We start from the raw sequence: 5891 nt of genomic DNA, 5'->3' as shown, positions 1-5891 counted from the left end.
GGCCAGCACGATGATCGCCGCGCCGAGCAGGCACACCGCCGCCCCCGCCAGGTCCCAGCGGTCGGGGCGGAAGCCGTCGGCCACCACGCCCCACAGCAGCGAACCGGCCACGAAGACCCCGCCGTAGGCGGCCAGCACCCTCCCGAAGGACGCCTCCGGCTGCAGGGCGGCGACGAAGCCGTACCCGGCCAGCGCCAGCACCCCCAGCCCGCACCACCACCAGCCGCGCTGCTCGCGCACCCCCTGCCACACCAGCCACGCCCCGCCGATCTCCAGCAGCGCCGCGACCGCGAACAGCCCCGCCGTGCGCACCGCGTCCTGCGCGCCGTCCACCGCGCTCCCCCGTCCCTCGCCCGTTCCTCGCCCGCCCCCGGTCCCGGGCACCGGCCGGCGCGCGGGAGGATCGGGGCATGACGCTAGAGGTGCCGCGGCCCGCGGCGACGACTCCCCTGCCCGAGGCAGCCGACGTCGAGGCGGCCGCGCAGCGCCTGGCCGGCGTCGTCACCCGCACCCCGCTCACCGAGGCGGCGCGCTGGTCGGCGGCGACGGGGGCCCGGGTGCGCCTGAAGCGCGAGGACCTGCAGGTGGTGCGCTCGTACAAGCTGCGCGGGGCGTACAACCTCGTCGCCCAGCTCGGCGAGGACGAGCGCGCGCTGGGCGTGGTGACGGCCAGCGCGGGCAACCACGCCCAGGGGCTGGCGCACGCGTGCGCGCAGCTGCGGGTGCGCGGGCGCGTGTACGTCCCGCGCACCACCCCGCGCCAGAAGCGCGACCGCATCGCCGCCCTGGGCGGGCGCTTCGTGGAGACCGTCGTGCTCGGCGACACCTACGACGACGCCGCGGCCGCGGCGGCCGAGCACGCGCGCAGCTCCGGCGCCACCGTGGTGCCGGCCTTCGACGACCCGCGCACCGTCGCCGGGCAGGGCACGGTGGCGGTGGAGGTGGTGCAGCAGCTGGCGGAGCTGGGCGAGGCGCCGCCGGACCTGCTGGTGGTGCCCGTGGGCGGCGGCGGGCTGCTGGCGGGCGTGCTGACGTGGGTGCGCGAGCGGCACCCGGACGTGCGGGTGGTGGGCGTGGAGCCGGCCGGGGCGCCGTCGATGGCGGCGGCGCTGGCGGCGGGCGCCCCGGTGCGCCTGGAGCAGCTGGACTCCTTCGTCGACGGCGCGTCGGTGCGCCGCGTGGGCGACGTCACCCACGCGGTGGTCGCCGGCTGCCCCGTGGAGCTGGTCACCGTCCCCGAGGGGGCGATCTGCGTGGAGATGCTCGCCATGTACCAGACGGACGGGATCATCGCCGAGCCGGCGGGGGCGCTGGCGACGGCGGCGCTGGCCGGGGCGGTGCGCGTGGAGCCGGGGCAGAGCGTGGTGTGCGTGGTCTCCGGCGGCAACAACGACGTCAGCCGGTACGCCGAGATCGTCGAGCGGGCCCTGGTGCACGAGGGCCGCAAGCACTACTTCCTGGTGGACTTCCCCCAGGAGCCGGGGGCGCTGCGCCGCTTCCTGGACGAGGTCCTCGGCCCGGACGACGACATCACGCTCTTCGAGTACGTCAAGCGCAGCAACCGCGAGACCGGCCCGGCGCTGGTGGGCATCGAGATCCCCTCCCAGGACGACCTGCCGGCGCTGCTGGAGCGCATGGCCGCCGCTCCCCCGTCCTTCGAGCGCATCTCGGCCACCGAGCCGCTGTACCGGTACCTGCTGTGAGGCGCCTCCCGCGGTGAGGCGCCCGCGGCGGCGCGCCCGGGCCCGGCGCGCCGCGTCCGGCGCGGGTGCGGCGGCTGGCAGGATCCGCTGGCCCGCGCCACCCGAGCGCGGCCGGCGGAGGGAGAGCACCCCGTGCACACGCCCGGCGAGCCGGCCGTCGCCCCCGCCGCGCCCCGGCGCCTGGGCGCGGCGGCGCTGCTGTGGCGCGGTGCCGCCGCGCTGGTGTTCCTGCTGCTGCTGACCGCGGGGACGCTGCGCGGCTCCGACGACGGCTGGCCGTTCGCGCCGATGTCGCAGTACGCCTTCGCGGTGGACCTGGACGAGGAGGTGCGCTCGCCGTACGTGCAGGGCACCGGCACCGACGGGGCGCTGCGCCGAGTGCCGCTGACGGCGGGCGGGGTGGGCGTGGAGCGCGCCGAGGTGGAGGGGCAGCTGGCGCGCTTCGTGCGGGACCCAGCACTGCTGGAGGCGCTGGCGGCCGCGCACGCCCGGCGCCACCCCGCCCGAGTGCGCTTCGCGCAGCTGGAGCTGCGCGAGCGGGTCAGCGACCTGTCGGGCGGGCGGGTGGTGCGCGTGCGCGACGACCTGCTGGCGAGCTGGACCGTGCCGGACCCGCGGCACCCGCTGGGCTGCTGCGGCGGGAGCGCCCCGTGAGCGGGAGCGCCGCGCAGGCCGCCGCGGTGGCTGTCGCGCGGGCGTGGCGCCGCGGGTGGGCGCCGGCGGTGCCGGCGGGGCGCGTGGCCGTGCTGCGGGCGGTCCTCTACCCGTTCGTGGTCCTCGACGTGCTGCTCCTGACCGACGACCCGGTGCCGCACGGCGACGTGCCCGTGCAGCTGTACCGGCCGCTGGCGCTGCGCCGGCTGCTGCACCTGCCGGCGCCCTCGCCGGGGTACGTGCGGGTGCTGCTGGTGGTGCTGCTGCTCAGCGCGGTGGTGGCGGCGTGCGGGCGGCTGCCGCGGCTGGCCGGGGCCGTGTGCGCGGCGGCGTACCTGGACTGGCTGAGCAACGCCTACAGCTACACGAAGGTCGACCACGACCACGTGGCGCTGGTGGTCGCGCTGCTGGTGCTGCCGACGGTGGGCGCGGTGCGCGTGCGCCCGGGCTCCGGGCGCGGGACGCCGGCGCGGGTGCCCAGCGAGGCCGCCGGGTGGGCGGTGCGCTGCGTGCAGGTGGCGGTGGTGTGCACGTACTTCCTGGCGGCGTGCGCGAAGGTCCGCTTCGGCGGCTGGGACTGGGCCGACGGCGCGGTGCTGACGTGGGCGTTCTCCCGCCGCGGGACGGCGCTGACCGGCGCGGTGGCCGCGGTGCCGCTGCTGCTGGTGGCCCTGCAGTGGCTGGTGCTGGTGGCGGAGTTCCTCAGCCCGCTGGTGCTGCGGCTGCGCGGGCGCGCGCTGGCCGCGGCGGTGCTGTTCTGGCTGGCCTTCCACCTCGGCACGTTCGTGATGCTGCGGATCCACTTCCTGCCCACCGTGGTGTGCCTGCTGGCGTTCGCGCCGCTGGAGCGGCTGGTGCGGGTGCGTTCCGCGCGCGCCGGGAGCGGCGGCGGCGCGCTGGCGGTGGAACCGGCCGCCGGCGGGGGCCGTTGAGCGCGCATGGGCCTGATCTTCCGGCGTTCCGAGGACCTCGGCCGCGGCGTGCGGCTGAACGCGTCCAACCGCGGCGTCAGCTTCTCCAAGCGCTTCGGGCGCGCCACGGTCGACTCCCGCGGGCGGCTCTCGGTGCGCCTGTTCAAGGGCCTCACCTGGCACGGCCGGCTCTGGAAGTAGCCGCGGCGCTGCCCCGAGCGGGTGAGGGGCGCCGCCCGAGCGGGTGAGGGGCGCTCTCGGTGCCGGGGGCGCGCGCCGACGTGGTTGAGCGTGACACGACACGACGCGCTGACCCGGTGGTGGGCCGACCTCGACGGGCACCAGGAGGTCGTCACCGTCCACGTGCAGCCGCACCAGGTGGCCGACTTCCTCGCCGGGGTGCGGGTCGCCGCGGCCTCGACCGGGTGGAGGTCCTGAGCGGACCGGGCGGGGTCCGCCCGGTCCCGTGGGGCGGGTGGGGCTCGAACCCACGACCGAGGAATTATGAGTTCCCTGCTCTGACCGACTGAGCTACCGCCCCCCGCGGCCACGCCCTCGCAGGTCGGCGACCTGCGGAGCTGCCGGAGGTCACGAGCCTACCGGCTCCGTCGCCGGGCCCCCGGTGCGGTCGGGCGCCGATCGGCCCGAACCCCCTGCCCGGCACCACCCCGGGTCCCTACTGTGAGTCCGCACAGCTCGGGGGTGGACCGATGGGGGGACTCACATGGACACGATCGAAAGACGTTGGACACGGCGCACGGCACGCACGCTGGGAGGGACCACGGCGGCCGCTCTCGCCCTCGCGGTGTGCACGGGCACCGCGTCGGCCGCGACCGCTCTGCCGGACCTCGTCGTCACGGGCGTGAGCGCTGCGGCAGGCTCGTTCGTCGAGGGGTCGCACGTCACGTTCCAAGCGACGATCAAGAACGTCGGCACGGTGGAGAAGGCGTACGGCGCCATCGACGGCGTCGCCTTCTCCGTCGACGGGCGCGTCGTGTCGTGGTCGGACGACACCACCTCGGCGATCGCCCCCGGGGAGTCGATCGTCGTGAAGGCCAACGCCGGCCCCACCGGGGCGAGGACGTGGGAGGTGACGCCCGGGCAGCACGCCGTCCGGGCGTGGGTCGACGACGTCAACCGCATCCCGGAGAGCAACGAGGGCAACAACACCCGCACCACGGGCGTCACCGTCGCGAAGGCCGGGGTGAAGGCGGTGAGCGGTGTGACCGCCAAGGCGCTGACCCACCCCGACCAGTACCGGGTGAACCACGACACCCGCGTCACCGTCTCCTGGACCGCGCCGGTCGGGCAGCCGGCCGGGACGACCTACACGGTCGTGGAGCACTCCACCGCCGACGAGAGCATCTGCTCGCCCGGCGGCGACGTGAACCGCGCGACGGTGACCGGCACGTCGGTGACGCTGACGCAGAGGACGGGCCTGGCCTGCTGGGGGCACGGGTCGCAGAACCAGTCGACGTTCTCCGTCATCGCCAGCGCCCCCGGCGTCGCGGGCGCGGACTCCGGCGTCTCGGGCGAGTGCGTCCAGGTGCGCGGGTACGAGGTCTACGGGACGGGGTGGAGCGGGCCGAACCAGTACTGGTCGCTGAACTGCAGCGACGGCGGTGCGCTCGCCGACGAGGTGGGCGTGATGCAGCCGGTGTCCTCCGTGGACGCCGGCGGCCCCGGGGACACCGGGTACACCGGCGGCCAGGTGCACGTCGCACCCCCGCGCGGCTACGAGGACGCCACCACGTTGTCGACGCGGTGGGGGTGGACGCGCTACGAGCTGCCCGTCCCCGCGTCGGGCCGGTACCTGGTGGCGCTGCGGGTGTTCGAGCCGACGTGGACGAAGCCCGGCCAGCGGGTGTTCGGCCTCAAGGCGGAGGGCCGCACGGTGCGGGAACGCCTGGACGTCGTGGACGAGTTCGGGGCGGGGCAGGCGGGGACCGTCGAGGCGGTCGTGGACGTGACCGACGGGAAGCTGACCATCGACGCCAGCAAGATCGTCGACAACCCGATCGTGTCGTTCATCGAGGTGAGGCCGGTGCGGGTCGAACCCGGTCCTGGCCAGCCCCACCGCCTCCGGGGGTGCGTCCGCTCAGAAGTGGTGGATCTCGCTGCCGCCGGGCCACCACAGGATCGCGCCGTGCTCGAAGTACTGCACCTTCACGTCGTCGCGGGTGGCGGCGGCGTACTCCTCCTCGGCGGAGGCGGGGAAGCCCAGCGGGCCGTTCTCCCAGCCCTGCCGCGCCCAGGCGTCGCGGATCTCGCCGCGCACGAGCTGGGCGCCGGTGGCCGGGCTCCAGTAGATCGAGCCCCACTGGAAGTGGTTGTAGGCGCCGAGACCGTTCGGGGTGCGGATCTCGGAGGTGACGGGGAAGCCGAGGACGTCCTCGGCGCTGACGCACTGGCGGGTGCAGTCGTCGTAGCTGTCGTAGGCGTCGAGGACGGCGCCCCGCAGCGCGTGGGCGCCGGACCACGGCGCCCAGTGCACCGCGCCGCCCTCGAAGCGCTGGAACCTGCCGCGACGGCTGTCGGTGGTCTCCTCGTCGCCCGTGGGGAAGCCGAGGTAGCCGCCCTCCCACCCCAGCCGGCCCCACCCGTCGCGGATCTCGCCGTGCAC

The 5891-nt window shown here is 76.0% G+C and carries 8 protein-coding genes, 1 tRNA gene and 2 pseudogenes; 7 read left to right on the top strand and 4 right to left on the bottom strand.

Going from position 1 to position 5891, the window contains the following annotated elements; all coding sequences use genetic code 11:
- The coding region (locus GTR00_RS25020) for a YnfA family protein (protein ID WP_323132442.1) at positions 1–333 on the bottom strand (333 nt) is incomplete at its 3' end.
- A gap of 77 nt (positions 334–410) precedes the next feature.
- On the opposite strand from GTR00_RS25020, the gene ilvA reads away from it, so the two are divergent.
- The 5 genes from ilvA to GTR00_RS12625 all read left to right on the top strand — a co-directional run bounded on the left by ilvA (position 411) and on the right by GTR00_RS12625 (position 3706).
- Positions 411–1703 carry a threonine ammonia-lyase IlvA gene (gene ilvA / locus GTR00_RS12645; RefSeq protein WP_166611967.1) on the top strand — a complete coding sequence of 431 codons (1293 nt, stop codon included), beginning with the start codon at positions 411–413 and terminating at the stop codon, positions 1701–1703.
- 132 nt (positions 1704–1835) lie between these two features.
- Positions 1836–2357, top strand: coding sequence for a hypothetical protein (locus GTR00_RS12640; RefSeq protein WP_166611966.1), 522 nt, complete (start codon positions 1836–1838; stop codon positions 2355–2357).
- On the top strand, positions 2354–3289 hold the full coding sequence (locus GTR00_RS12635) for an HTTM domain-containing protein (RefSeq protein WP_240900024.1): 936 nt from the start codon (positions 2354–2356) through the stop codon (positions 3287–3289). The genes GTR00_RS12640 and GTR00_RS12635 overlap by 4 nt, the downstream gene beginning before the upstream one ends.
- Positions 3290–3295: 6 nt before the next feature.
- Positions 3296–3469 carry a DUF4236 domain-containing protein gene (locus GTR00_RS12630; protein ID WP_166611965.1) on the top strand — a complete coding sequence of 58 codons (174 nt, stop codon included), beginning with the start codon at positions 3296–3298 and terminating at the stop codon, positions 3467–3469.
- A gap of 90 nt (positions 3470–3559) precedes the next feature.
- The gene (locus GTR00_RS12625) at positions 3560–3706 is read left to right on the top strand and encodes a hypothetical protein (protein ID WP_166611964.1); all 147 of its coding nucleotides are present in this window, start codon (positions 3560–3562) and stop codon (positions 3704–3706) included.
- 29 nt (positions 3707–3735) lie between these two features.
- Here the strand turns inward: GTR00_RS12625 and GTR00_RS12620 are convergent.
- Positions 3736–3809: transfer RNA gene (locus GTR00_RS12620), tRNA-Ile, on the bottom strand.
- 183 nt (positions 3810–3992) lie between these two features.
- On the opposite strand from GTR00_RS12620, the pseudogene GTR00_RS26390 reads away from it, so the two are divergent.
- A pseudogene (locus GTR00_RS26390) lies at positions 3993–4385 on the top strand (CARDB domain-containing protein); the annotation flags it as partial.
- Positions 4386–4594: 209 nt separating this feature from the next.
- Here the strand turns inward: GTR00_RS26390 and GTR00_RS12610 are convergent.
- Positions 4595–4756 carry a hypothetical protein gene (locus GTR00_RS12610; RefSeq protein WP_166611963.1) on the bottom strand — a complete coding sequence of 54 codons (162 nt, stop codon included), beginning with the start codon at positions 4754–4756 and terminating at the stop codon, positions 4595–4597.
- Positions 4757–4916: 160 nt separating this feature from the next.
- Between GTR00_RS12610 and GTR00_RS26385 the strand changes: the two are divergent.
- Positions 4917–5219: pseudogene (locus GTR00_RS26385) on the top strand (malectin domain-containing carbohydrate-binding protein); the annotation flags it as partial.
- 147 nt (positions 5220–5366) lie between these two features.
- Here the strand turns inward: GTR00_RS26385 and GTR00_RS12600 are convergent.
- Positions 5367–5891, bottom strand: a 525-nt coding sequence (locus GTR00_RS12600; RefSeq protein WP_240900021.1) for an LGFP repeat-containing protein, incomplete at its 5' end; no start/stop codon positions are given.

This window comes from Kineococcus indalonis (genome assembly GCF_009906395.1).
In the GTDB taxonomy this organism is placed as follows: Bacteria; Actinomycetota; Actinomycetes; order Actinomycetales; family Kineococcaceae; genus Kineococcus; species Kineococcus indalonis.
Note: the sequence above shows the minus strand (reverse complement) of the source record. Positions and strands in the feature narration are given on the sequence as shown.

Excerpts from the sequence above, each read along its gene's own strand:
- ilvA (WP_166611967.1), top strand. The coding sequence starts at position 411 with ATGACGCTAGAGGTGCCGCGGCCCGCGGCGACGACTCCCCTGCCCGAG.
- GTR00_RS12630 (WP_166611965.1), top strand. The coding sequence starts at position 3,296 with ATGGGCCTGATCTTCCGGCGTTCCGAGGACCTCGGCCGCGGCGTGCGG.
- GTR00_RS12610 (WP_166611963.1), bottom strand. The coding sequence starts at position 4,756 with ATGACGGAGAACGTCGACTGGTTCTGCGACCCGTGCCCCCAGCAGGCC.